The following is a 23,485-nucleotide window of genomic DNA, read 5'->3' on the forward strand; positions in this document are numbered from 1 at the left end:
GTTCGAGTCAGGCCAGCAGCGCCTGACGTAGTCGATCCACGTCGGCCTCGGTGATGCCCGCGTCGCTCAGATAGGCGTCCAGCGAACCGAATTGCTCGTCGATCGTCTCGCGCGCGGCGGCCAGGTACTCGGGGCGCACGCCGAGAACACCGTCGGACAGCCGCGCCTCGGTGAAAGTCCTGACCTCCGGTGTGAGTTCGGTTTCCGAGCGCTGCTGAATCATCTCGGAGATGCGGACCCGCAGCTCCCCGACGGCGTCATTGCTGCGCAGGTAGTCGGCGACGATGGTGTCGCGATCGATGCCGACGGTCTCCAGCACCGTCGCCACCACGAAGCCGGTGCGGTCCTTGCCCGCGAAGCAGTGCGTGAGGACGGGCCGCCCCGCGGCCAGCAGCGTGACGACGCGGTGCAGCGCCCGCTGGGCGCCGTTGCGGGTGGGGAACTGGCGGTACTCGTCGACCATGTAGCGGGCGGCGGTGTCATTGATGGACTCGTCGGGATCGCCGTTGGTCATCAGTTGCCGGAACGCGTGTTCGTGGGGGGCTTCGTCGCCTTCACCGGCGTCGTCGGCGAGGTCCGGGAATGGTAGCAGGTGAACGTCGACGCCGTCGGGCACGCGGCCGGGCCCGCGGCGGGCCACCTCCCGTGTCGCGCGCAGGTCGGCCACGTCGGTGATGCCCAGCTCGCGCAGCGTCGCCCGGCCGTGGTCATCCAGGCGGCTCAGCTCGCTGGACCGAAACAGCCGGCCCGGCCGCAGCGCGCCCGCGCCGTCGGCGACATCGCGAAAGTTCCACGCGCCGGGCAACTCGCGGAGGGCGGCCTTACTCATGTGCGGTGACCGCCGCGGCGAGGGGAGACTTCTCCCGGCCGAGCTCGGCGCGCGCGATGGTCCGCATGTGTACCTCGTCGGGACCGTCGAAGAGCCGCATCGCCCGGTGCCAGGCGTACATGCGGGCCAGCACCGTGTCCTCGCTGACGCCCGCGGCCCCGTGCACCTGAATCGCACGGTCGATGACGTTGCAAGCCACCTGCGGCGCGACCGCCTTGATCTGCGAGACCAACGTGTGGGCGGCCTTGTTCCCATGCTGGTCGATGGTCCACGCCGCCTTTTCGCACAACAGCCGCGCCTGGTCGATCTCGTTGCGGGACTTGGCAATCGCCTCCCGGACCACGCCCTGCTCGGCCAGCGGGCGGCCGAACGCCACCCGGTTCTGCGCCCGGTCCACCATCAGCGCCAGCGCCCGTTCGGAGCCGCCCAGCGCACGCATGCAGTGGTGGATGCGGCCCGGCCCCAGCCTGGCCTGCGCGATCGCGAAGCCCCCGCCCTCTTCGCCGAGCAGGTTGGTGACGGGTACCCGGACGTTGTCGTAGATGATCTCGCAGTGCCCCGGCTGGTCCTGGAAACCGAACACGGTGGTGGAGCGGACCACCGTCACCCCCGGCGTATCGACCGGCACCAGCACCATCGACTGCTGCTGGTGGCTCGCGGCCTCGGGGTTGGTGCGGCCCATCACGATGAGGATCTTGCAGCGCGGGTCGGACGCCCCGGAGGTCCACCACTTGCGGCCATTGATCACGTAGTCGCCGCCGTCGCGCACGATGGAGGTTTCGATGTTGCGGGCGTCGCTGCTGGCGACCGCCGGCTCGGTCATCGAAAAGCCGCTGCGGATCTCACCGTTGAGCAACGGCTCCAGCCACTGCTTGCGCTGCTCCTCGGTGGCGAACAGGTGCAGGGTCTCCATGTTGCCGGTGTCGGGCGCCGCGCAGTTGAGCGCCTCGGGGGCGATCTCGAGGCTCCAGCCGGTGATCTCGGCCAGCGGCGCGTATTCCAGGTTGGCCAGGCCCGACTCGGCCGGCAGGAACAGGTTCCACAGGCCGCGCTCCTTGGCCTTGGTCTTCAGCTCCTCGACGATCGGCGGAACCGTGTGATCGTTCGGGCCGGCCTCGTCACGGTACTTGTCGTATTCGGCCTCGGCCGGGAAGACGTACTCGGTCATGAAGTCGGTCAATCGCTTGTGGTAATCGTTGGCTTTGGCCGACATCGCGAAGTCCATGCCGCCACCATAGGACACGTGCCACGATGGCCCGTTTCAGGTCGCCGAGCGCGCGAGACATAAACCATTGCGACCCGCGGCGGCGTGTCGTCACCAACCTTTATGTGTCGCGGTTTCCGACGACCACGATGGACGCCATGACCGAATCCCGTCCGCCGTTCCCGCCGTTCACCTCTGAGACTGCCCTGGAGAAGGTGCAGGCCGCCGAGGACGCGTGGAACACCTGCGATCCGCACCGCGTCAGCCTGGCGTACACGCCGGACTCGCGGTGGCGCAACCGCGACGAACATGTCGTGGGCCGCGACGCGATTGTGGCGTTCCTGACCCGCAAGTGGCAGCGCGAGCTCGACTACGCGTTGCGAAAAAGCTTGTGGGACTTCCACGGCAACCGCATCGCCGTGCGGTTTCAGTATGAGTGCCGCGATGCGAGCGGCCAGTGGTTTCGCAGCTACGGCAACGAGCTGTGGGAGTTCTCGCCGTCGGGGTTGATGGCGCGCCGCGAGGCCAGCATCAACGACGTGCGGATCGACGAGTCCGAACGCCGCTACTTCGGGCCCCGGCCGGTTGCGGAGCACGGGCAGGACATCCCGCTCTGGTAGCCACGGGCCACAACACCGTCTTGTGGGTCCACAACGCCGCGGCCGCTACTGCTTGCGCCTCGGGTAACGAACCATCGACGGGAGTCCGTCTGCCGCGCCGGCGGTATCCCGCCCCGGTCGATCGCACATCCGGGGCGAAATCGGGCAGGCGTTAAGGTAGCGAAGCGTGCGGCCAGCCAGCGGCACATCAAACGGCAGGAAAGTGCGGGAAGCAGATGTACGCGCCATGACAGATGCGCAGACGACGGTAGGGGTGGTCGCCGAGTCCGGGGCCGACGAACGACGGGTCGCACTGGTACCCAAGGCGGTGGCGTCGCTGATCAGCAGCGGTATGGGCATAGTGGTCGAGTCGGGTGCGGGCGAAGGCGCGTTGCTTCCGGACCAGCTCTACACCGAGGCGGGCGCCAGCATCGGGGACGCCTGGGCCGCCGACGTCGTCGTCAAGGTGGCACCGCCGACCAAAGAAGAGGTGGCCAAGTTGCGCCGCGGGCAGACCCTGATCGGGTTCCTGGCACCGCGCAACGCCGACAACTCGATCGGCGCTCTCACCGAGGCCGGGGTGCAGGCGTTCGCGCTCGAGGCTATCCCGCGCATCTCGCGCGCCCAGGTCATGGATGCGCTCTCTTCGCAGGCCAACGTGGCCGGCTATAAGGCCGTTCTGCTGGCGGCCTCCGAGTCGACCCGGTTCTTCCCGATGCTGACGACCGCGGCGGGCACCGTGAAGCCGGCCAGCGTGCTGGTGCTCGGCGTCGGGGTGGCCGGGCTTCAGGCGCTGGCGACCGCCAAACGGCTAGGGGCGCGCACTTCCGGCTACGACGTGCGCCCCGAGGTGGCCGACCAGGTCCGTTCGGTCGGGGCGCAGTGGCTCGACATCGGCATCGACGCGGCCGGTGAGGGCGGGTATGCCCGCGAGCTCACCGAAGAAGAACGGGCCCAGCAGCAGAAATCCCTGGAGAAGGCGATCGCCGGGTTCGACGTGGTGATCACCACCGCGTTGGTCCCGGGGCGCCCCGCGCCGCGGCTGGTGACTGCCGCGGCGGTGGAGTCGATGAAGCCCGGCAGCGTGGTGATCGACCTGGCGGGGGAGACCGGCGGCAACTGCGAACTGACCGAGCCGGGGCAGACGGTCGTCAAGCACGACGTCACCATCGCCTCGCCGCTGAACCTGCCGGCGACCATGCCCGAGCACGCCAGCGAGCTCTACAGCAAGAACATCACGGCGCTCCTGGAACTGTTGATCAAAGACGGCAAGCTGGCCCCCGACTTCGACGACGAGGTCGTCGCGGCGGCGTGCGTCACCCGGACGTCCGCGGCCGGTTAGAGAGGACTACATGTACGACGAGTTGTTGGCCAATCTGGCGATCCTGGTGCTGTCCGGGTTTGTCGGGTTCGCGGTCATTTCCAAGGTGCCCAACACGCTGCACACGCCGCTGATGTCCGGAACGAACGCCATTCACGGCATCGTGGTGCTCGGCGCGCTGGTGGTTTTCGGCGAGGTTGAGCATCCGTCGCTGGCGGTGCAGATCATCCTGTTCGTCGCGGTGGTGTTCGGGACGCTCAACGTGATCGGCGGCTTCATCGTCACCGACCGGATGCTGGGCATGTTCAAGGGCAAGAAGAAAGCCGTGCCCGCCAAGACCGACGACCTGGCGGTGAAATGAACTACCTAGTCACCGTTCTCTACATCATCTCGTTCGCGCTCTTCATCTATGGCCTGATGGGCCTGACCGGCCCGAAGACGGCGGTGCGGGGCAACCTGATCGCCGCGGTCGGCATGGCCCTCGCGGTGACGGCGACCCTGATCAAGATCCGGCACACCGAGTCGTGGGTGCTCATCATCGCCGGCCTGGTCGTGGGTGTCGTGCTCGGTGTGCCGCCGGCGCGGCTGACCAAGATGACCGCCATGCCGCAGCTGGTGGCGTTCTTCAACGGCGTCGGCGGCGGCACGGTCGCGCTCATCGCGCTGGCGGAATTCATTGAGACCAAAGGCTTTTCGGCCTTCCAGCACGGGGAGTCGCCGACCGTGCACATCGTGGTCGCGTCGCTGTTCGCCGCGATCATCGGGTCGATCTCGTTCTGGGGATCGATCATCGCCTTCGGCAAGCTGCAGGAGATCATCTCCGGCTCGCCGATCGGCTTCGGCAAGCTTCAGCAACCGATCAACCTGCTGTTGCTGGTGGCGGCGGTGGCCGCCGCGGTCATCGTCGGCATCCACGCCCATCCCGGCACCGGCGGGGCGTCGCTCTGGTGGATGATCGGCCTCCTCGTCGCCGCGGGTGTGCTCGGCCTGATGGTGGTGCTGCCGATCGGTGGCGCCGACATGCCGGTGGTCATCTCGCTGCTCAACGCGATGACCGGGCTGTCGGCCGCGGCGGCGGGCCTGGCGCTCAACAACACCGCGATGATCGTGGCCGGCATGATCGTCGGTGCGTCCGGTTCGATCCTGACCAACCTCATGGCCAAGGCCATGAACCGGTCCATCCCGGCGATCGTCGCCGGTGGCTTCGGCGGTGGGGGCGTGGCCCCGGGCGCGGGAGGGTACGGCGGCGACAAGCACGTCAAGGCGACCTCGGCGGCCGACGCCGCGATCCAGATGGCATACGCCAACCAGGTGATCGTGGTTCCCGGCTACGGGCTGGCGGTCGCCCAGGCCCAGCACGCCGTCAAGGACATGGCCAGCCTGCTCGAGGACAAGGGTGTGCCGGTGAAGTACGCGATTCATCCGGTCGCGGGGCGGATGCCCGGGCACATGAACGTGCTACTGGCCGAGGCCGAGGTCGACTACGACGCCATGAAGGATATGGACGACATCAACGACGAGTTCGCGCGCACCGACGTCGCGATCGTCATCGGCGCGAACGATGTCACCAACCCGGCGGCCCGCAACGAGCAATCCAGCCCGATCTACGGCATGCCCATCCTGAACGTGGACAAGGCCAAGTCGGTGATCGTGCTCAAGCGGTCGATGAACTCCGGATTCGCGGGCATCGACAACCCGCTGTTCTACGCCGACGGGACGACGATGCTGTTCGGGGATGCGAAGAAGTCGGTGACCGAGGTCGCCGAGGAATTAAAAGCTCTGTAGGCGCCTAGACCGGCGGGTAGGCGGGCGGCGGGTAGCCGTTGCCGTCGACGACGCCGCGCAGACCCCAGGGCACGTAGCGGAAGAAGAACTCGATTTCGTCGCTAGCGTCGTAGTCCGGGCTCGGATCCATGAGGCCACCCCTCCAGTCGCGACTTGAGCTTTCGAAAAGCGAGTCTAGTCCCATCCTCGTCGGGGCGACACCTGGCATTTGCCTAAACTGTCCAACCAGTTGATTGATAATTGGCCTTGCCCGGCACCCCAGCGCCCCGCCCGGCAGTGACGATAGCGAGGACAGATGCCATCCGAGAGCGGACTAACGCGGCGCGAGGAGCTGCTGGCTGTTGCCACCAAGCTGTTCGCCGCCCGCGGCTACCACGGCACCCGGATGGATGACGTCGCCGACGTGATCGGCCTGAACAAGGCGACGGTCTACCACTACTACGCCAGTAAGTCCCTGATCCTCTACGACATCTATCAGCAGGCCGCCGAGGGCACGTTGGCCGCCGTCCACGACGATCCGTCCTGGACGGCCCGCGAGGCGCTCTACCAGTACACGGTCCGGCTGCTCACCGGCATCGCCGCCAACCCCGAGCGGGCCGCCGTCTACTTCCAGGAGGCGCCCTACATCGCCGAGTGGTTCACCGAAGAACAGGTTGCGGCGGTCCGGGAGAAGGAAACCCAGGTCTACGAGCACGTCCACGGCCTGATCGACCGGGGGATCGCCAGTGGCGAGTTCTACCAGTGTGACTCCCACGTGCTGGCGCTCGGATACATCGGCATGACGCTCGGCGCCTACCGGTGGCTGCGGCCGAGCGGGCGGCGCAGCGCCAAGGAGATCGCCGCCGAGTTCAGCACCGCACTGCTGCGCGGCTTGATCCGCGACGAGGCGATCCGGACGAGTTCCCCGCTCGGGCCCTAGGGGGCTGCTTCGCCCGGCCCGGCTATGCAGCGCCCTTGAGGTGCTTGTCGAGGAAGGCGAGTTGATCGGCGACGACACGCTCGAACGCCTCGCCGACGTAGATCGCGAAATGCCCTTCGGGATAGAGCTTGACCTCACCGCGCGGGGCCCTGGCCGCATGGCGCAGCGTCGCCGCCGCGGGGGCCACCGAATCGGCTTCGCACACGCAGAACAGGATCGGGCAGGTGATCTTGGACGCGAGGCGTCCCGGGCGATAGGCCATGATCTTCAACGCGATTCGGGCCGCCACTTGCTGGGGGACGTCCACACCGTCGGGCACCAGTCTCAGGTAACCCGGGTAAGCGTCGGGCGCGTTCATCAGCGCGACCTCGCCCGGCTTCCCCACCGTGGGAACCATCACCGGTGGTTTTCCGCGGCGGGCGGCGAGCAGGTCGCGGGCGGCCAGAATGCCGACGCGCAAGAAGATCAGCGGGGACAGCGTGCGTATCGACGCGACGGCATCGGTGAAGGGGCATTGGACCACCGCGGCGGCGATGCCCGGCAGCCGGGCGGCCGTGGCGATCACGTGCCCGCCGGCAAAAGAGGTGCCCCACAGGGCGATTCGCTCGGGATCGATTCCCGGGAGGGTGCGGGCGTAGGCGACCGCGGCGGCCCAGTCGGCGAGCTGCAGCCCGATGTCGAGCAACTGGCGCGGCCGGCCCTCGCTGTCGCCGAAGTTGCGGTAGTCGAACACCAGGCAGGCGTAACCGGCCGCGCTGAATCGTTCGGCGTAGGCGTCGAGCCGCATGCTGCGCACCCCGCCCAGCCCGTGCGCCATCACCAACAACGGCGCGGGTCCGCTGCCCGGCGGCCGGTAGAGCCAGGCGCTGATCAAATCGCCACCGGAGGGGAATCGGACGTCTTCACGCTGTGCCATCAGCGAGTCATTCTGCCCGGCGATACGACGCTCAGTCCGCCGGTATGCGCCACAAATTTAATGGACTAGTGTCTAGAAAAGTTTTGAGCGCTCAAAGGACGGAGACTCTCATGGCGATCCGCGTCGCGCACATCGGTACCGGAAACGTCGGAGGGTTGGCTCTGGCCGAGCTGATCACCAACCCGCAGTTCGAGTTGACGGGCGTGTGCGTGTCCAGCCCGGAGAAGGTGGGCAGGGATGCGGGCGAGCTGTGCGGCGTGGGCCTCGAGGCCGGTGTCGTCACGGGTGTCACGGCCGTCTCCGACCTCGACGCCTTGCTGGCCACCAAGCCCGAGTGCGTCGTGTACTGCGCCATGGGCGACACCCGCCTGCCCGACGCGATGGCCGACGTCATGCGCATCCTGGCGGCCGGCGTCAACGTCGTCGGGTCCTCGCCGGGGCTGCTGCAGTACCCGTGGGGCGTGATGCCCGACAAGTACATCGGCCGGGTGGAAGACGCTGCCAAGCAGGGCAATTCGAGCATCTTCATCAGCGGCGTCGACCCGGGATTCGCCAACGATCTGATCCCGTTCGCGCTCGCCGGCACCTGTCAGTACATCGAGCAGGTGCGCTGCATGGAGATTCACGACTACGCGTCGTACAACGGGACCGAGGTCATGGACTACATGGGATTCGCCAAGCCCATGGACGAGATCCCGATGCTGCTGCAGCCGGGCATCCTCAGCATCGCCTGGGGAACCGCGATCCGTCAGCTGGCGGCTGGTCTCGGCATTGAGGTCGACGAGATCACCGAGTCCTACCAGCGCGAGCCCGCGCCCGAGGATTTCGACATCGCGGTCGGCCACGTTGCCAAGGGCACCGTGGCCGTGCTGCAATTCGAGATTCGCGGCATGGTCAAGGGTCACCCCGCCGTCGTCATCGAGCACGTCACGCGGTTGCGGCCGGACCTGCGTCCCGACCTGCCCCAGCCCGCCGCGGGCGACGGCTCGTACCGCGTGGAGATCACCGGCGAGCCGTCGTATGCCGTCGACATCATCCCGAGCAGCCGCAAGGGCGACCACAACCACGCGGCGATCGCGGGCGCCGCGGGCCGCGTCGTCAACGCGATCCCCGCCGTGATCGCCGCACCCCCGGGCATCCGGACCACACTGGATTTGCCGCTGGTAACGGGCAAAGGCCTTTACGCACCAAGCACTTTGGTGACCACCTGAATCGAAAGGAGACCCACGTGGGTCGGGTAGACGGCAAGGTAGCGCTCATCAGTGGCGGCGCCGGCGGTATGGGAGCCGAAGATGCGCGCCTGCTGGTCGAGGAAGGCGCCAAGGTCGTTATCGGCGACATTCTGGACGACCAGGGCAAGGCGCTGGCCGACGAGATCGGCGACGCCGCGCGCTATGTGCACCTCGACGTTACCCAGCCCGACCAGTGGGACGCCGCCGTCGCCACCGCGATCGGGGAATTCGGCAAGCTCAACGTGTTGGTCAACAACGCCGGCACCGTCGCGCTCGGCCCGCTGAAGAGCTTCGATCTGGCCAAGTGGCAGAAGGTGATTGACGTCAACCTGACCGGGACATTCCTGGGCATGCGGGTTGCGGTCGAGCCGATGATCGCAGCCGGGGGCGGCTCGATCATCAACGTCTCGTCGATCGAGGGCCTGCGCGGCGCGCCCATGGTACACCCCTACGTCGCGTCCAAGTGGGGCGTGCGCGGGCTGGCGAAGTCGGCGGCGTTGGAGCTGGCGCCGCACAACATCCGGGTGAACTCCGTGCACCCGGGATTCATCCGCACCCCGATGACCGCGCACCTGCCCGAGGACATGGTGACGATCCCGCTCGGGCGTCCGGGCGAGGTTCGGGAAGTCGCGACGTTCGTGCTTTTCCTGGCCAGCGACGAGTCGTCCTACGCCACCGGCAGCGAGTTCGTGATGGACGGTGGCCTGATCACCGATGTGAATCACAAGGAGTTCTAGCGGCGGAAAGTGCGACCGGCAAAGGTAGGTGACCGGTCGGCTAATATCGAGCGTATGCCGCGCCCGCCGAATCCGGAGGTCCGCAATCGCCTGCTCGCGGCGGGGCTCGGGCTCGTGCACGCGCGCGGATTCTCCGCCAGCGGGGTCAAGGACATCACCGACGCGGCCGGCGTGCCGAAAGGCTCGTTCTACGCGTATTTTTCGAGCAAAGAGGCGTTCGCGGCGGCGATCCTCGCCCATTACTGGGCCGATATCGAGGCGCGGCTGCTGCCGATCCTCGCTGCCGACGGGCCGGCGCAGGAGCGGATCACACGCTTTTTCCACGCCCTCGCCGATGAACACGAGGCCGGCGACTTCCTGCTGGGCTGCCTGGTCGGCAACCTGTCGCTGGAACTCGGCGGAACCAGTGACCCGGTGCGCGCCGAGCTTCTCCGGATTCTCGAGCGCTGGGGCACGGCCCTCACCGATTGCGTTCGGTCCGGCCAGCATGGTGCGGGGGCTATTCGCAGGGACCTCGACGCGGGTCAACTCGCCGCACAGCTCATCGAGGCGTGGGAGGGCGCGGCCCTGCGTGGCAAGGTGACCCGGAGTCGCATGCCGTACGACCGGTTCGAAGCGGTTACGGTCCCGGCGCTCTTGCACTGAATTTCGGCGAGAGGAATGCGGGGCGCTGCGTGGTTGTTAAATAGACGACTGGTCATCTATATTCTTGACATGAACCGATTGCGACCACGAGGACGGCCCCGATGACGGACCCGGCCACTTATGCCGACCCACAGGATCCCGCGCTGCCGCCTTCGGGCTTCGCGTTCGATTTCGAGCACGCCGCGCTGGTCGTCACCGATCCGCAGATCGACTTCCTCAGCCCCGACGGCGCCGCGTGGCCGGCCTTCGGCGACAGCATCCGCGACAACGGCACTGTGGCCCATATCGGCGAGCTTCTCGACGCCGCGAAGCGGGCGGGCCTCACCGTCGCCGTGTCACCGCACTACTTCTTTCCCACCGACAAGCAGTGGCGGTTCGGTGATCCGCTGGAGAAGTTCATGGACTCCGTCGGCATGTTCGCGCGCCGAAGCGCCTACGAGGCGGACGGATTCGTCGGCTCCGGCGCAGACTTCCTGCCCGAGTACCGGGACCACATCCACGACGGCCGGACCGTCATCGCCTCCCCCCACAAGATCGTCGGTCCGGAATCGAACGACCTGGTGCTTCAGCTGCGCAAGCGGGGCGTGAACCAGGTCGTCCTAGCGGGGATGGCCGCCAACCTCTGCGTCGAGGGCCACCTGCGCGAGCTCATCGAGCAGGGCTTCGAGGTCGTCGTCGTCAAGGACGCCACCGCGGGCCCGCGTTTACCTGAGGGTGATGGCTACCTCGCGGCCCTGGTGAATTTCCGGTTCCTCGCCAGCGCCGTCTGGACAACTGCCGAAACCGTCGCGCGGCTCGTGAAACGGGTTGCGCCCGAAAGTATTCGATAATGATGTAAGGAGACCGGCCATGGCATCGAACGAGACCCTGAGCCAGCACAGATTCGCCTTGAACGACGGCAGCACCGAGATTCCGGCGCTCGGGTTTGGCACCTCGCTCTCCGACAACACCAAGACCCGAGACGCCGTCAAGACCGCGGTGGAAGTGGGATTCCGCCACCTCGACGCCGCCGAGCGGTACCGCAACGAAGCCGAGGTAGGCGCGGCGCTCAAGGAGTTGTTCGCACAACGAACGGTCCGCCGCGAGGAGCTGTTCGTGACCACCAAGCTGTGGAACAACAACCATCGACCGGAGCGGGTGAGGGCCGCGCTGCAAGCCAGCCTGAACAGGCTTGGGCTGGACGCTGTCGACCTGTATCTGGTGCACACCCCGTTCGCGTTCAAGCCGGGCGACGACCAAGACCCCCGGGACATCCATGGAGCAGTCGTTTACGACGACGGAGTCAGCTTGGCCGAAACCTGGACGGCCATGGAAAGCCTTGTCGACGAGGGACTTACGCGCGCGATAGGACTCTCCGACATCGACGCCGAAGGGGCAAGGAACATCATCGAAACCGCTCGGATCAAGCCGGCGGTCGTGGAGGTCGAGTCGCACCCGTATCACCCGCAATGGGAACTGCACGGACTGCGCGAGACTGACGGGGTCATCCTATTGGCGTTCGCCTCACTCGGGCACGCCCTGGAACCGCGGTTGCTCGACGACCCCCTCGTGGTGTCGATCGCTCGACGTCTGGGCAAGACCCCCGCGCAAGTACTGCTGGCCTGGGGCATCCAGCGCGGCAGCGCGGTTCTGACGGCATCCGTGACGCCGGCGCGCATCCGCGAGAACTTCGATGTCACCGCGCTTCCCGAGAGCGCGATCCACGAGATCAGCGAGCGCCTCGTGACCCGGATCAGGTTCAATTCCGTTGTCGAGGCCGGCGAGCCGGGATTCGCCGAGGTGCCCCGGGGCTAGGGTCGGGGGATGAAGGCGATGGCCGGTATCGGCGTACCGTCACACCTACCGACCGTGGTGACCGGTCCCGATGGCGTCGTTCGATGTCGCTGGGCCCGCGCGACGGGACGCGACCTGACCGCCTATCACGACGACGAGTGGGGGAGGCCCACCCACGACGAAGCTGAACTCTTCGAGGCGCTCGTGCTGACCTACTTCGAGAACGGCCTGTCCTGGGCAAGCGTCTTCGGCCCGCGGGGCAATCTGCGCGCGGCATTTCACGGATTCGACCCGGCGGCGGTGGCCGCCATGACCGACGGCGACGTCGAGCGCTTGATGGCCGACAGCTCGATCATCCGCAACCGGCAAAAGATCGAAGCCACGCTGCACAACGCTCGCCTGTTATCGAAATACCCGCTGTGTCAACTGGCGTGGCAACATCAACCGTTCACCCAGCATCGGCTCCGGAGCTGGAGCGATGGCCGGATGGTGTCCCCGGAATCGCGGCGGCTCTCAGCGGCGGTGCGGGAAGCGGGTTTCCGGCTGGTCGGCCGGTCGTCGCCCATTCATTCATGCAAACCGTCGGGATCGAGAACGGTCACTTCGAGGGCTGTTTTCGCGCCACGGCATGAGGTGCTATAACCGCGAGCATGCCAGGCGGCCTTGACGACCTCAAAGAAATTGTGGGGCCGAACCACGTGGTCACCGATCCCGACGTCCTCGCGGGCCGCAGCGTCGACCACACCGGTCGCTATCGGGGCCGGGCCAGTGCGCTGGTGCGCCCGGGTTCTCCCGAGCAGGTCGCCGAGGTGTTGCGGGTGTGCCGGGACGCCGGGGCGCACGTGACGGTGCAGGGCGGCCGCACCTCGCTGGTAGCCGGCACCGTTCCCGAACACGACGACGTGTTGCTGTCCACCGAGCGGCTGCATGCCCTCGATGAAATCGACACCGTCGAGCGCCGGGTCCGGGTCGGCGCCGGGGCGACGCTGGCCGCGGTGCAACGGGCCGCGGTCGCCGCGGGCCTGCTGTTCGGCGTGGACCTGGCCGCCCGCGACACCGCGACCGTCGGGGGGATGGCGTCGACGAACGCCGGCGGCCTGCGCACGGTGCGCTACGGCAACATGGGCGAACAGGTGGTCGGCTTGCAGGTGGCACTGCCCGACGGGTCGCTGCTGCACCGGCACAGCCGGGTGCGCCAGGACAACACCGGCTACGACCTGTCTTCGCTGTTCGTCGGCGCGGAGGGCACCCTCGGCGTCATCACCGCGCTCGACCTGCGGCTGCACCCCACGCCCTCGCGGCGGGTGACGGCGGTCTGCGGGTTCACCGAGCTGGATGCTCTGGTGGACGCCGGCCGGATGTTTCGGGACGTGGACGGCATCGCGGCACTGGAATTGATCGACGGCCGTGCAGCCGCGCTGACCGGCGAGCACCTCGGCGTCGGCTCACCGGTCGAGGGTGACTGGCTGCTGCTGGTGGAGCTGGCCGCCGACCATGACCAGACCGACCGGCTCGCCGAGCTGCTCGACGGCGCGCGGTTGTGCTCCGAACCCGCGGTCGGCGTGGATGTTGGTGCGCAGCAACGGTTGTGGCAGGTTCGGGAGTCGCTCGCCGACATTCTTGGCGTGTACGGGCCGCCCCTGAAGTTCGACGTCTCCCTGCCGCTGTCCTCGATCGACGGATTCGCCAGGGAAGCAGTCGATTTGATCGCCGCGCAGGCGCCCGAGGCGCTGCCCGTGCTGTTCGGCCACATCGGGGAAGGCAACCTGCACCTCAACGTGCTGCGCTGCCCCGTCAACCGGGAGCGGACGCTCTACGAGCCGATGATGGAACTCATCGCGCGATCCGGCGGCAACGTCAGCTCCGAACACGGCGTGGGCACCCGCAAGCGGCACTACCTCGGCATGTCACGCGAGCCCGCGGACATCGCGGCGATGCGGACCATCAAGGCCGCGCTGGACCCGACCGGCTACCTCAACGCCGCGGTGCTGTTCGACTGATCGTTCTTGCGCCGTCTGACATACGCTGGGCTTCATGGCATCCGGGATCTTCGACACGCCCATCGTCGGAATCGTCAACAATTTGTTCAGTGGCATGATCGATGCGCCCGTCGTCGGGCCACTGGTGCGACGCGGGCTGATCAAGATTCGCTACGTCGGCAGGCGTTCGGGTAAGACGATCCAGACCCCGGTCGGGTACCGCCGCTCCGGTGACGGCATCGTCATCAACGTCATGTCGCCCGATAGCAAGGCATGGTGGCGAAACTTTCTCGGCGAGGGCGGTCCGATCACGCTGCTCAACTTCGACGGCGCCGACCGCACCGGGCGCGTCTATCGCCAGCCGCGATGAGAAGGGCCGCGTCAAGGTCGAGGTGCAGCTCGACTGATCAGGAGCTCCCCTTGATTCCGACAGCGTGCCGTAGCTGCGCCAGGAACTGGTCGGCATCGTCGCTGGGGACGATGTAGTGCGAGATCGCGATCCGGATGACGGTCGCCGCCTTCACCGCGGCGTTGGGACCGGGCAGGTGGCGTTGCAGGCCCTCGCGCATCTGCGGGATGACCCCGGAGAACTGGGCGATGGTGTGCTCGGGCTCGACATCGACCATGCGCACGCCGGAGTACGAGTGCTGGTACTCGACGATGAACCGCAGCACGGCGTCGAGCTTGTCGACCCCCTTCAGGCCGGCCGTGGCCCGGACCAGGCCGCTCTCGAATATCTGGCGCTCGTAGCTCGAAAAGGCCGACAGCAGTTCCTCTTTGGACGCGAACCAGCGGTAGAGCGTCGGGCGGGACACCCCGGCCTGGGCGGCGACGTCGGACAGGCTGAGCTTGGTTTTGCCGTTTCGGCCGAGCACCTCGGCGGTGGCGTCGAGGATGCGCTGACGCGTGGAGGTGTCAGGCTCTGCGGTCTGGGCCGGACTGCTCATATCTGCAACTCTACGAAGTCGTTCACGGTCATTTCGCTTCCCGGTCCGACTTGCCCGGGCGCGGGCGCACCAGCACCGACTGCTGGATGGCGCCGACCGCGCCGCGCTCGTCGAACAGCGTGCCGATCGTGGTCCCGATGCCGTCCGGGCCGTAGCTGGTCTCGGCGCGAATGCCGATCCACTCCCCGTCGGGGACCCGGAACACGTGCACGGCCAGGTCGGTGTTGAGGAACGTCCACCGGGTGATGTCCAGCTTGCTGCCGATGCCGTTGGCGCAGTCGGCCACCGCGAACAGGCGCTCCAGCGGCGTCATCGTCTCGCCGGTGACCAGGTCCACCGTCGGGTGGATCCACGATTCGCCGGGGCCTTCGCTGAGCGGCTCCGTCAGCCACAGCCAGTCGAGGCTGTGCACGTAGTTGCGGTCCCAGTCCCGTGCCTTGAGGTTGCGGTTGCGGGCCTCGCTGCGCGGGCCGGGCATCGGCGCGGCCGCGTGGGCCACGGCCCGGGTGTCCAGGGTTTGCAGCCGCCATCCGCTGGCGCGCGCCACCGGCCGGGGTTCGCCGTCGGGACCGGGGGCCAGCATCTCGGCGCTGACGAGTTCGATCTGCTTCCCGCCGCGCTGAACCCGCGAGCTGACCCACAGGTCGCCCTCGGCCGGCACCCCGCCCAGCAAGTCGATGATGACGCGGGACAGTCGGGTGTCGTCGCGTTGTTCGCACCGCTCCAGCGCCCGCACCAGTAGGGCCGACACCGGCCCGCCGTGCTGTATCGCGGACGACCAGGTTCCACGCGCCAGGTCGGTGGCGCGGAATCTTTCGCCCAACGTGTCCGCGCCGTCGATGAGCTCGTAGTAGGAGTCGGTCATCGTCACCTCTCGTCAGGGCAGGCCGGCGCCGGGCGTGGTCACCGTGACGGCGTCCAGCCGGGACAGCCGGGTGCCGATCAGGCGCTGCGGATACGCCTCCGTACTGGACAGCAAAAACAAGGTCCGGCGGTCGGGGCCGCCGAGCGCGCAGGCGATGGCGACGCGCTCACCCATGTCGATGCGGTCGGTCACGGCGCCGCCCTCGATGATCCGCTCGAATTGGTGGGCCAGCGTCATCGACGCCCACACCGCGCCGTCGGCGTCGAGCGCGATGCCGTCGGGCGGCCCGTCCAGTCCCTCGGCGAAAACGCAGCGGTCGGCCAGCCCGCCGTCCGCGCCGATCGTGAACGCGGTCAACCGCCTGCCGACCGACTCTGCGACGATCAGTCTCTGCCCGTCCGGCGTGATCACCATTCCGTTTGGAAAGTCGAGGTCTTCGGCGACGACGACGGCGCTGTCGTCCGGATCGAGCCGGATGATGGCGCCGCCGTTGAAGGCTTGGCATCCGATGTACGCGCGGCCCGCGTCGTCGACGACCATGTCGCCGAGGTTGGTCGGTGTAAGTTCGGCGAGATCGGCGATGGTGTCCACGCTTTCACCGTCGTAGCGCAACACCGTGCGGTCTTCGACCGAGACGATCAGAAGCGATCCGTCGGGGCGGAAACCCAGGCCCGACGGGCAGTGCCCGGGCAGCGGCAACGTGGTCAGCGAGCCGCCCATGGTCGAGGTGTGGACCGCCTCGCCCAGCATGTCGGAGAACCACAGCAGTCCCTCGAACCAGCGCGGTCCTTCGCCGAAGCAGAAGCCGTTGGCCAGCGGCTCGGGAATCATCCGCTACGGCCTTTGACGGCATCTTCTGCTTTACAAAACACCGCCAAAGTGTCATGCACCGCGGGTGCCGGTGTCAATCTCGCTGCCGGGCGGGTTCCCCCGCGACGGCCTGCAATTCTCCGGATTGGCAACGAAGGCGTGGACGGCCTCTGCGGACTGGGTGAAAGCATTTAGCCAAGCTTTACAAATCTTAGCCAAAGTGTCACGCTGTGCGATGAGCTGCCAACGAGATAGGAAGCGGATTTGACTACCGAATCTGAGCAGACCGAGTGGACGGTGCAGGGCCTGCTGGACCTGTTCGACGTGCAGGCAGACGGGCAGGACCGGTTCACCGGTGACACGGGCGGTGATGTCGGAGGCGCCGGCGACGAACGGCAAGTGGTGGAAGGCACCCAGGTGCTCGCCCAGGCGATCGTCGCGGTGGCCAAGCGCTTTCCGGACAAGTCGGTGCGCTCGGCGCACGCGGTGTTCTCCCGCGCCGTGACCGTTGGACCGCCGATCGAGCTTGTCCTCGACGTCGTCGCCGAGGGCCGGTCCACCGCCACTGCAGTCGTCGCGGTGCACCAGAACGGGCGGCGCTGCCTGAGCGTCACGGTGCTGGCCGACGTCCCCACGGGTGACGTCATCCGACACCACCTGCCGCGCCCCGACGTGGCCGCACCCGCCGATGCCAACCCCTCGCCGATGCCGATGGTCGGCCGGGAACTGCGCCTGGTCGACGTCGTCGACGTCAACAGCCCGGACGAGGTCGGGCCGCCGGAGTTGTACGCCTGGCTGCACTATGACCCCATCCCGGAACGGGACGACCTGGCCAAGGCGCTGATCGCTTACTTCACCGGACATCTCGGGATTTCCACCACGATGCGGGCGCATCCCGGCATCGGTACCGCCCAGGCGCACCTGACGGTGTCCACCGCACCGGTGAGCATCTCGGTCGCGTTCCACGAGCCGGTGCGCTGGAACGGGTGGCTGCTCTACACCCACGAAAGCACCCAGGTCGGCGCGGGCATGTCGTACGTGCGCGGCACCGTGCATTCCGAGGAGGGGGAGCTGCTGTGCTCCTTCGCCCAGGAGGCGTTGATCCGCCCACTGCGCACCACCGACACGGCCATCGACTCCCGCGCACGGTTCTAGCGGCCGGTCGCTGTCATGCACTTCACCATCACCCACCCGATGCACAGCCACCCGTACAACCCGGAGTTGGTGAGCGGAGACGGCATCGGGAAGGTGGCCGCGGCCACCGAAGCGGCCGGAATCCACGGGTTCGGCTTCACGGATCACCCGGCGCCGTCGCAGCGATGGCTGGAGGCCGGTGGGCACGACGCGTTGGATCCCTTTGTCGCACTGGGTTTCGCGGCGGCCACGACGACCACACTGCGGTTGATTCCCAACATCGTGGTGCTGCCGTATCGAAATCCGTTCGTGGTGGCCAAGTCTGGTGCCACGCTGGACCTGCTCTCCGGTGGCCGGTTCACGCTCGCGGTGGGCGTGGGCTACCTCAAGCGGGAGTTCGCGGCGCTGGGGGTCAGCTACGACGAGCGGGCCGAGCTCTTCGAGGAAGCGCTTCAGGTAATCCGGGCCGTCTGGACCGGTGACGACATCGTTTTCGAGGGAAGGCATTTCAGTGCACGCGGGATCACCGCGCACCCCCGGCCGCTGAGTGACCCGCACCCGCCTATCTGGATCGGCGGCAACACTTCGTCAGCGCGCCAACGGGTGGCGCAATACGGTGACGGCTGGTGCCCATTCCCCGCGCCGCCTCAACTGGCCCAGACCGCCGGCACGGCGGTCATCGACTCGCTGGCGCGCCTCACCGACGGCATCGACGACCTGCGCCGCCGGTGCGATGCCGCCGGCAGGGACTGGTCGGCGATCGACATCACCTTCACCAACTTCGAGGGCGGCAGCCCCGCCGACGACGAATTCAACGCCGATGCCTACCTCGACGGCCTGGAGAAGCTGGCGAAACTGGGCGTGACGTGGGTGAGCGTTCATCTCCCCGGCGACGGCATGGCGCACGCACTCGAGACCCTCGATCGGTTCCGCACCCTCGTGATCGACGCGGCCTGATGGACTTCTCCCGCGTCGAACTCTCGCCCGAAGACCGGGCCTTCCGCGACGAGACCCGCGCCTTCATCGCGAAGCATGTCACGGACGAAGTGCTCCACCGGCAGCTGGAGTTCGGTGAAAACTTCGACGAGCAAGTGCATCTGGCGTTGGGCGAAGCCGGTTACCTCGCATCGGATTGGAAGCTGGAGTCCGAGGGCGGATTCAGCCCGGTCCGCCGGCGCATCTTCCAACTCGAGATCGCCCGGGCCCATACGCCCTGGTATCACTGGGGTACGACGTCCGTCGTCGCCCGGTTGGTGCGGCAATTCGGGGCACCGGAGCTCGCCGACCAGGTGGTGCCCGGCGTGCTGTCCGGCGAGATTCGGCTCTGCCTGGGCTACACCGAGCCCGAGGGTGGCTCCGACGTCGCCACCTGCAAGACGCGCGCGGTGCGGGAGGCGGATGGATCCGGCTGGATCATCAATGGCTCCAAGATGTTCACGTCGAATGCGCAGAACGCCAGGTATGTCTTTCTGCTCACCAACACCGACCCCCAGGGCCGAAAACACCGCAACCTGACCATGTTCCTGGTGCCCCTCGACTCGCCGGGCGTCGAGATCCAGGGGATCCGGACCCTGGACGGTGACCGCACCAACATCGTCTACTACAGCGACGTCCGCGTCGACGATGTCTACCGCATCGGTGAAGTTAACGATGGCTGGACGGTGATGCGCGCGGCGCTGGACTCAGAGCACGGCCTGGTGGACCGGGAAGATCATGGCCTGCAATACGTTGCGGCGATGTCGGCGCACGGCGACCTGATGGCCGAAGTCATCGACGCGGTCGCGGCCGTGGTCGGTCGATCGGATCCCGACGGGCGGACGCCGCTGGACGACGACTCGGTCAAGTACCGGCTCGGGCGTGACGTGGCCCGGATGGAGGCGGCACTGTCCACGCCCGGGATGTTCGGGCGGGTAGCGATCGCGCAGACAATGCGCGACGTCACCCCGGACCTGATGGACATCATGGGGACCGCATCGACACTGCCTACCGAAACCCCCGGCTCCGCCACCGACGGTGCGGCGGAACACCTTTACCGGCTGGCCCTGCCGCTGGGGATCTACGGCGGCACGTTGGAAGTGTTCCGCAACATGATTGCCCAGCACGAGCTCAAGCTGGGGCGGCCTAGCTACGGCGGCTAGCTCCAGGCGTTCGGGTGGGCCAACCCTCCCCGAGGGCGCTACCTTTTCACCGAGCATCTCCTCGCAGAGAGGTAGGCCCCCGCAGTGGTTGTTCTCGTGGCCCTCGGCTCGTTCGTGACCACGTTGCTGGGCGGTTGTGCCGCGCTGCGTATCGGTTCCTACCGCTATCTGGTGCTCGGGTTGGCGGCCGGGCTGATGCTCGGCGCGGTGGGCTTCGACCTGCTGCCGGAAGCGATGAGCCAGACGCCATGGAGCCTGTTCGGCATTCCTGCTCCGCTGGTGGCCTTCGTTCTCGGCTTTCTGGTGCTGCACGTCATCGAACACACCGTCGGAATCCATCGCGGTCACGGATCGGAGGATGCCGGTGACCCGGACGCGCCCGGCGTCGGGATCCTTGCCGCGTCGGGGCTGATCGGCCACAGCGTCATGGATGGATTCGCCATCGGTGCCGCCTTTCAGGCGGGAGTCGCGGCGGGCGCGGTGGTGGCGGTCGCGGTGATAGGCCACGATTTCGCGGACGGCTTCAACACCTACACCGTCACATCGCTCTACGGAAACGACCGTCGAAGAGCATTGGCACTGCTGGCCGCTGACGCGATCGCACCGGTGGCGGGCGCGGCGCTCACGCTGGCGGTGACGATCCCCCATCGCCTGCTCGAGCTGTATCTCGGATTCTTCGCGGGCTTCCTGATGTATTTGGCCAGCGCCGACATCCTGCCGAGGGCGCACGCCGGACATCGGACTCCGGTGACCTTGGCGTGCACCATCGGCGGGGTGCTGTTCATGCTGGCGATCGTCGGGCTGGCGAGTTAGCCGCCCGTGCGAGGCAGCTCGGCTACCACGTCCGCCCGGGCGAGGTCGAAGCTCAGAAAACCCTTGATGGGCAGGCTTTCCGGGGGCGGGTCGGCGTAGCTCCATGCGATGTCGTCGGCCAACCGGCCGTCCACATCGGCGGACCAGTAGGTGGCGAAGCCCTTGTAGTTGCAGTAGCTCAACGTGTCCGAGCGGTGCAACAGGTCGGTGCGCACGTGCACCGGATCGACGTAAAGCCTTGGAGCCAAGGATGTTTCGAACACGATCACCGAGTCGTCGGTGTCCACCAGCACCGTGCCGGCAACCGAGACCCGCAAGCGACGCTTGGTGGGGCGGCAGTCGACCCGGTGATACGGATTGGGCGGGTAGTGAACGAGTTCGCGGCCCTCTTCCATCCAGGTGTCGACGGCATCCCAGGGCACGTGCACGAAGCCCGGCGCCTCCGGCTCGGGTTCGGTGGGCAGGTCACCCACCTCGTCGGCCCGGAAGATATAGCTCAGCGGCTGCCCCCGCCGGTGCACCAGCAGCGCCCCTTCGGTGTCGATCACAAGCCGCCCATCCTGGATAGCTTGCACGCGGCGCGGATGAGGCTCGATGAAGACGACCTCGGCGGGCAGCGGGGGCGCAAATCGCCCGGCCGGATCACTGCTGAGCGGACCACGTCCGGCTACCAGGCTCATGGTGTGAGGCTAGACCTTTGTCCGCCGAGCCGGTTCACGTCGTGACTGGCTCAGGGTCCGCATCGAGCAGCGCCGCGTACTGGCGCTCGAGCACCTTGATGGCGCCGCTGTCCCAGCGCTCGGCCAGCGACCTTGACAGGGGATCGGGGAAGATTTCGTCATCGTCGTTCTCCACCCCGTCGAAGATGGCGTGCGCCACCGATTGCGGCGAGGCTTTCGGTATGTCGAGGCCGCGGGTCATCTCCGTGTCCACCGGCCCGGTCAGCACGGCATGCACCCGCACGCCCTGCCCGGCCAACATGGCACGAAGCGACTGTGTCATGGAGAACGCGGCAGCCTTGGAGACGGAGTAGGCCGGGATGAGTGGTAAGGGGGCCAACGCGTTCACCGACAGATTGTTGACAATCGATCCTCCGGAACGGACCAACAAGGGCAGGAAGGTCTGGATGACGGCGTAGGTGCCGAAAAGGTTGACCGCAAGATGCCGTTGAAGCGCGGAGGGGTTGCTCAAGTCATCGTAAAGAGCAATCCCGGCATTGTTGATGACGATATCGAGAGAGTCGACCTGCCCGGCCGCCGCCGCGAGATCGGCCTGGTCGGTTATGTCCAGGGTCAACGGCGTCACGCGCGAATCATCGTTGTCCGCCAGAGCCTTTCGGGTACCGACATACACCCGTCTCACGCCTCTCTTCAACGCCTCCGCGGTCAGCGCGTGGCCGATGCCGCGATTGCCGCCGGTGATCAGAATCGCTTTTCCCGAGAGTACGGTCACGACCGTCTCCTTTCTTGTTGGGTTGCCGGCAGGCCGCACATCTGGTGGGCACACCGCCGCGAGCCGTCGCACGATGCCCGCATGTATTCCGATACACCGCGGCGCGCAGAATCATCGATCGGCAGATCAGGGCTCCGCCGATAACGGGGCGCGAAATCCCGGGATGCGTGCGCTTCGGGCGGCCAACCGGTAGGAACTTAGCCATGGCGGGACCGATGGAGGGCATCAAGGTCGTCGAGCTCGGGGTCTGGGTGGCCGGACCGGCCGCCGGCGGCATCCTGGCTGACTGGGGCGCCGACGTCATCAAGATCGAACCGCCGAGCGGTGACCCCGGACGCATGTTCGGCAGGATGCTGGGCTGCGACCTGGGGGTCAACCCGCCCTTCGAGATGGACAACCGCTCCAAGCGCAGCGTCGTGTTGAACCTCGCCGAGGACGCAGACCTCGACACCGCGCTCGAATTGCTCGCCGGCGCCGACGTTTTCGTGACCAATGTCCGGCCCGGCGCGCTGCAACGCCTGGGGCTCGACTTCGAATCGGTGTCCGCCGCTACCCGAGCCTGGTGTACGGGCTGATCACCGGATACGGCGAGACCGGACCCGACGCGGACCGGGCCGCCTACGACGTGGCCGCCTTCTGGTCGCGCGCCGGAGTGGCGCATCTGCTCACCCGGCCCGGCGATACGCCACCGTTTCAGCGCGGTGGCATGGGCGATCATTCGGCCGGCATGACGCTGGCGGCGGCCATCTGCGCGGCGCTGGTTGCCCGCGCCCGCACCGGGACCGGTCAACTGGTGAGCACATCGCTGTATCGGCAGGGCGCCTACACCGTGAGCTTCGACCTCAACACCTACCTGCTCACCGGCCAGCCGATCGCAATCGGGCAACGCGAATCGATGGGCAATCCCTGCATGAACAACTACGCCACCGCCGACGGGCGGCGATTCTGGATCGTCGGACTCGAAGGCGATCGGCACTGGCCCCCGCTGTGTCGTGCCGTCGGCCACCCGGAGTGGCTGACCGATCCGCGGTTCGGCGACGCATACGCCCGCTTCGTCAACTCGGCCGAGCTGATCGGCGAGCTGGACGCCATCTTTGCCACCCGTACCCTCGACGAGTGGGCGCAGGCCTTCGCGGCCGAACCCGATTTCTTCTGGTCACCGGTGAACAGCCTCGAAGACGTCGTCGCCGACGAGCAGTTTCACGCCGCGGGCGGAATCGTCGACGTGCCCGACGGCCAATCCAGCGTTCCGATGGTGGCCACACCGGCCGATTTCCACGGCACACCCTGGGCACCGCGTTCTGCGGCACCGGAACTCGGGCAGCACACCGAGGAAGTGATCGCCGAACTGAAGGCGCGCCGCGGTTCGTGACCACCGGTCGCGCCT

The 23,485-nt window shown here is 67.3% G+C and carries 26 protein-coding genes and 1 pseudogene; 18 read left to right on the forward strand and 9 right to left on the reverse strand.

What is annotated here, in order from left to right:
* Positions 1-7 precede the first annotated feature (7 nt).
* Both H7J89_RS12630 and H7J89_RS12635 read right to left on the reverse strand, forming a co-directional pair.
* Positions 8-829 (reverse strand): tyrosine-protein phosphatase, encoded by an 822-nt coding sequence (locus H7J89_RS12630; RefSeq protein ID WP_264044013.1) that lies wholly within the window; start codon positions 827-829, stop codon positions 8-10.
* Entirely contained in the window at positions 822-2,042 is a 1,221-nt protein-coding gene (locus H7J89_RS12635; RefSeq protein WP_264044263.1) for an acyl-CoA dehydrogenase family protein, read from the reverse strand. Before H7J89_RS12635 ends, H7J89_RS12630 begins: the two co-directional genes overlap by 8 nt.
* A 149-nt stretch (positions 2,043-2,191) precedes the next feature.
* Here H7J89_RS12635 and H7J89_RS12640 point away from each other — a divergent pair, with 149 nt between their 5' ends.
* The 4 genes from H7J89_RS12640 to H7J89_RS12655 all read left to right on the forward strand — a co-directional run bounded on the left by H7J89_RS12640 (position 2,192) and on the right by H7J89_RS12655 (position 5,738).
* Positions 2,192-2,653, forward strand: coding sequence for a nuclear transport factor 2 family protein (locus H7J89_RS12640; RefSeq protein WP_264044015.1), 462 nt, complete (start codon positions 2,192-2,194; stop codon positions 2,651-2,653).
* Positions 2,654-2,879: 226 nt separating this feature from the next.
* The gene (locus H7J89_RS12645) at positions 2,880-3,974 is read left to right on the forward strand and encodes a Re/Si-specific NAD(P)(+) transhydrogenase subunit alpha (RefSeq protein WP_264044017.1); all 1,095 of its coding nucleotides are present in this window, start codon (positions 2,880-2,882) and stop codon (positions 3,972-3,974) included.
* A 10-nt stretch (positions 3,975-3,984) separates the two neighbouring features.
* Positions 3,985-4,314 carry an NAD(P) transhydrogenase subunit alpha part 2 gene (locus tag H7J89_RS12650; RefSeq protein ID WP_067204774.1) on the forward strand — a complete coding sequence of 110 codons (330 nt, stop codon included), beginning with the start codon at positions 3,985-3,987 and terminating at the stop codon, positions 4,312-4,314.
* Positions 4,311-5,738: an NAD(P)(+) transhydrogenase (Re/Si-specific) subunit beta gene (locus H7J89_RS12655; RefSeq protein ID WP_264044020.1), complete on the forward strand. Its 1,428-nt coding sequence runs from the start codon at positions 4,311-4,313 to the stop codon at positions 5,736-5,738. The genes H7J89_RS12650 and H7J89_RS12655 overlap by 4 nt, the downstream gene beginning before the upstream one ends.
* Before the next feature lie 4 nt (positions 5,739-5,742).
* Here the strand turns inward: H7J89_RS12655 and H7J89_RS12660 are convergent, their stop codons facing one another.
* Positions 5,743-5,868: a hypothetical protein gene (locus H7J89_RS12660; protein WP_007167223.1), complete on the reverse strand. Its 126-nt coding sequence runs from the start codon at positions 5,866-5,868 to the stop codon at positions 5,743-5,745.
* Positions 5,869-6,033: 165 nt separating this feature from the next.
* Here H7J89_RS12660 and H7J89_RS12665 point away from each other — a divergent pair, with 165 nt between their 5' ends.
* The gene (locus H7J89_RS12665; protein ID WP_264044025.1) at positions 6,034-6,657 is read left to right on the forward strand and encodes a TetR/AcrR family transcriptional regulator; all 624 of its coding nucleotides are present in this window, start codon (positions 6,034-6,036) and stop codon (positions 6,655-6,657) included.
* Positions 6,658-6,679: 22 nt separating this feature from the next.
* Here H7J89_RS12665 and H7J89_RS12670 read toward each other — a convergent pair whose 3' ends face one another.
* The gene (locus H7J89_RS12670; protein ID WP_264044027.1) at positions 6,680-7,573 is read right to left on the reverse strand and encodes an alpha/beta hydrolase; all 894 of its coding nucleotides are present in this window, start codon (positions 7,571-7,573) and stop codon (positions 6,680-6,682) included.
* Between the two features lie 110 nt (positions 7,574-7,683).
* Here H7J89_RS12670 and H7J89_RS12675 point away from each other — a divergent pair, with 110 nt between their 5' ends.
* From H7J89_RS12675 to H7J89_RS12710, 8 genes are all read left to right on the forward strand, one after another.
* Positions 7,684-8,784, forward strand: a complete 1,101-nt coding sequence (locus H7J89_RS12675) for an NAD(P)H-dependent amine dehydrogenase family protein (RefSeq protein ID WP_264044029.1) — start codon at positions 7,684-7,686, stop codon at positions 8,782-8,784.
* Between the two features lie 17 nt (positions 8,785-8,801).
* On the forward strand, positions 8,802-9,542 hold the full coding sequence (locus H7J89_RS12680; RefSeq protein ID WP_264044031.1) for a glucose 1-dehydrogenase: 741 nt from the start codon (positions 8,802-8,804) through the stop codon (positions 9,540-9,542).
* Between the two features lie 54 nt (positions 9,543-9,596).
* On the forward strand, positions 9,597-10,187 hold the full coding sequence (locus H7J89_RS12685) for a TetR/AcrR family transcriptional regulator (protein ID WP_264044033.1): 591 nt from the start codon (positions 9,597-9,599) through the stop codon (positions 10,185-10,187).
* Positions 10,188-10,288: 101 nt separating this feature from the next.
* Positions 10,289-11,017 (forward strand): cysteine hydrolase family protein, encoded by a 729-nt coding sequence (locus tag H7J89_RS12690; RefSeq protein WP_264044035.1) that lies wholly within the window; start codon positions 10,289-10,291, stop codon positions 11,015-11,017.
* A gap of 19 nt (positions 11,018-11,036) precedes the next feature.
* Positions 11,037-11,981, forward strand: a complete 945-nt coding sequence (locus tag H7J89_RS12695; protein WP_264044037.1) for an aldo/keto reductase — start codon at positions 11,037-11,039, stop codon at positions 11,979-11,981.
* A gap of 9 nt (positions 11,982-11,990) precedes the next feature.
* A complete protein-coding gene (locus H7J89_RS12700) occupies positions 11,991-12,602 on the forward strand; it encodes a DNA-3-methyladenine glycosylase I (protein WP_264044039.1) in 612 nt (203 codons plus the stop codon).
* Between the two features lie 8 nt (positions 12,603-12,610).
* Entirely contained in the window at positions 12,611-13,960 is a 1,350-nt protein-coding gene (locus tag H7J89_RS12705; protein ID WP_264044040.1) for an FAD-binding oxidoreductase, read from the forward strand.
* A 34-nt stretch (positions 13,961-13,994) separates the two neighbouring features.
* Positions 13,995-14,309, forward strand: a complete 315-nt coding sequence (locus H7J89_RS12710; protein ID WP_308205118.1) for a hypothetical protein — start codon at positions 13,995-13,997, stop codon at positions 14,307-14,309.
* Positions 14,310-14,346: 37 nt separating this feature from the next.
* On the opposite strand, the gene H7J89_RS12715 is transcribed toward H7J89_RS12710, so the two are convergent.
* From H7J89_RS12715 to H7J89_RS12725, 3 genes are read right to left on the reverse strand one after another with little or no spacing between them, the layout of a single operon-like run.
* Complete coding sequence (locus tag H7J89_RS12715; RefSeq protein WP_067262038.1) at positions 14,347-14,886, reverse strand: TetR/AcrR family transcriptional regulator; 540 nt, start codon at positions 14,884-14,886, stop codon at positions 14,347-14,349.
* Positions 14,887-14,914: 28 nt separating this feature from the next.
* Positions 14,915-15,751: a thioesterase family protein gene (locus H7J89_RS12720; RefSeq protein WP_264044044.1), complete on the reverse strand. Its 837-nt coding sequence runs from the start codon at positions 15,749-15,751 to the stop codon at positions 14,915-14,917.
* A gap of 12 nt (positions 15,752-15,763) precedes the next feature.
* Complete coding sequence (locus tag H7J89_RS12725; RefSeq protein WP_264044045.1) at positions 15,764-16,582, reverse strand: SMP-30/gluconolactonase/LRE family protein; 819 nt, start codon at positions 16,580-16,582, stop codon at positions 15,764-15,766.
* A gap of 243 nt (positions 16,583-16,825) precedes the next feature.
* On the opposite strand from H7J89_RS12725, the gene H7J89_RS12730 reads away from it, so the two are divergent.
* From H7J89_RS12730 to H7J89_RS12745, 4 genes are all read left to right on the forward strand, one after another.
* Positions 16,826-17,716 carry an acyl-CoA thioesterase gene (locus tag H7J89_RS12730; protein ID WP_264044047.1) on the forward strand — a complete coding sequence of 297 codons (891 nt, stop codon included), beginning with the start codon at positions 16,826-16,828 and terminating at the stop codon, positions 17,714-17,716.
* Positions 17,717-17,731: 15 nt separating this feature from the next.
* Entirely contained in the window at positions 17,732-18,652 is a 921-nt protein-coding gene (locus H7J89_RS12735) for an LLM class F420-dependent oxidoreductase (protein WP_067738241.1), read from the forward strand.
* The gene (locus tag H7J89_RS12740; RefSeq protein WP_264044052.1) at positions 18,652-19,833 is read left to right on the forward strand and encodes an acyl-CoA dehydrogenase family protein; all 1,182 of its coding nucleotides are present in this window, start codon (positions 18,652-18,654) and stop codon (positions 19,831-19,833) included. Before H7J89_RS12735 ends, H7J89_RS12740 begins: the two co-directional genes overlap by 1 nt.
* A gap of 84 nt (positions 19,834-19,917) precedes the next feature.
* Entirely contained in the window at positions 19,918-20,646 is a 729-nt protein-coding gene (locus H7J89_RS12745) for a ZIP family metal transporter (RefSeq protein WP_264044053.1), read from the forward strand.
* On the opposite strand, the gene H7J89_RS12750 is transcribed toward H7J89_RS12745, so the two are convergent.
* Both H7J89_RS12750 and H7J89_RS12755 read right to left on the reverse strand, forming a co-directional pair.
* On the reverse strand, positions 20,643-21,326 hold the full coding sequence (locus H7J89_RS12750; protein ID WP_264044055.1) for a DUF427 domain-containing protein: 684 nt from the start codon (positions 21,324-21,326) through the stop codon (positions 20,643-20,645). The two genes, H7J89_RS12745 and H7J89_RS12750, sit on opposite strands and share 4 nt — an antisense overlap.
* Positions 21,327-21,360: 34 nt before the next feature.
* Positions 21,361-22,098: an SDR family NAD(P)-dependent oxidoreductase gene (locus H7J89_RS12755; RefSeq protein WP_264044057.1), complete on the reverse strand. Its 738-nt coding sequence runs from the start codon at positions 22,096-22,098 to the stop codon at positions 21,361-21,363.
* Positions 22,099-22,301: 203 nt separating this feature from the next.
* On the opposite strand from H7J89_RS12755, the pseudogene H7J89_RS12760 reads away from it, so the two are divergent.
* Positions 22,302-23,470, forward strand: a pseudogene (locus tag H7J89_RS12760) (CaiB/BaiF CoA transferase family protein).
* Positions 23,471-23,485 lie beyond the last annotated feature (15 nt).

Origin of the sequence: Mycobacterium paraffinicum (assembly GCF_025822865.1) — a bacterium.
GTDB classification, from domain to species: Bacteria; Actinomycetota; Actinomycetes; order Mycobacteriales; family Mycobacteriaceae; genus Mycobacterium; species Mycobacterium paraffinicum.